We start from the raw sequence: 342 nt of genomic DNA, 5'->3' as shown, positions 1-342 counted from the left end.
TCCAACGGTGCTCCGCCGCAAGAGCCCGCAAAGTAAGAGCGTGACCAGAGTACGGGTTTGCTGTAAGCACCTCTCAAGTCCAGAAATTCATTACGCAGTCGCCTTGATGTGACCGCCTTTAACGAGTTCACCAGTACCGATAGCTGTACCGTTGGCGCGTACTCTATCAGCATGTGAACATGATCAGCCTCTCCGTCACACTCTTTCAGTTCCGCACCAAAATCTCTGCAAACCTCTGCCGCACACTGACTGAAGGAAGCGTGATGCAGATCCCCCAATATCGGCTTTCGATACTTGGTGATAAACACCAAATGTACGTGCAAAGCGTAGGCCGCATGGCGT

Annotated in this window: 1 protein-coding gene; it reads right to left on the bottom strand. The window is 52.0% G+C overall.

The window, feature by feature from the left end; translation table 11 throughout:
- The coding region (tnpA, locus tag J9893_RS22130) for an IS200/IS605-like element ISAs26 family transposase (protein WP_210621950.1) at positions 1-342 on the bottom strand (342 nt) is incomplete at both ends.

This window comes from Aeromonas sp. MaB10011B (assembly GCF_017939325.1).
In the GTDB taxonomy this organism is placed as follows: Bacteria; Pseudomonadota; Gammaproteobacteria; order Enterobacterales; family Aeromonadaceae; genus Aeromonas; species Aeromonas caviae.
This window is presented reverse-complemented; position numbering and strand designations above follow the sequence as displayed.